The organism is Staphylococcus sp. EG-SA-15 (assembly GCF_017151895.1).
Lineage (GTDB): Bacteria > Bacillota > Bacilli > Staphylococcales > Staphylococcaceae > Staphylococcus > Staphylococcus aureus.
Window position 1 is genome coordinate 1 of the sequence record NZ_JACVZN010000167.1, and the last position, 244, is coordinate 244.

Annotated in this window: 1 pseudogene; it reads right to left on the reverse strand. The window is 32.0% G+C overall.

From position 1 onward, the window contains the following. Nucleotides 1-126, reverse strand: a pseudogene (locus IDG64_RS14895) (globin domain-containing protein); the annotation flags it as partial. Between the last annotated feature and the right edge of the window lie 118 nt (nucleotides 127-244).

The window sequence follows — 244 nt, forward strand, 5'->3', positions numbered from 1 at the left end:
GATATAAATTTCAGGTTTATTTGCTAAAAATACTTGTAATTCTTCAGCACCAATATAGCCTTGTTTATCTTTTAAGTGTGTATATAATTTAGCGTTGTCATGATGGCTTGCGATACTGTTGAAGTTGAAGCGGGTTGAAGCAATTTCGTTTTATTAATGAAGCTATGTGAAACATAGTGATTGAACAAAAAAGTGGTTTAATGGGATGGTGGGTATTTCCGTTTTAGAATTTAACATTTACACG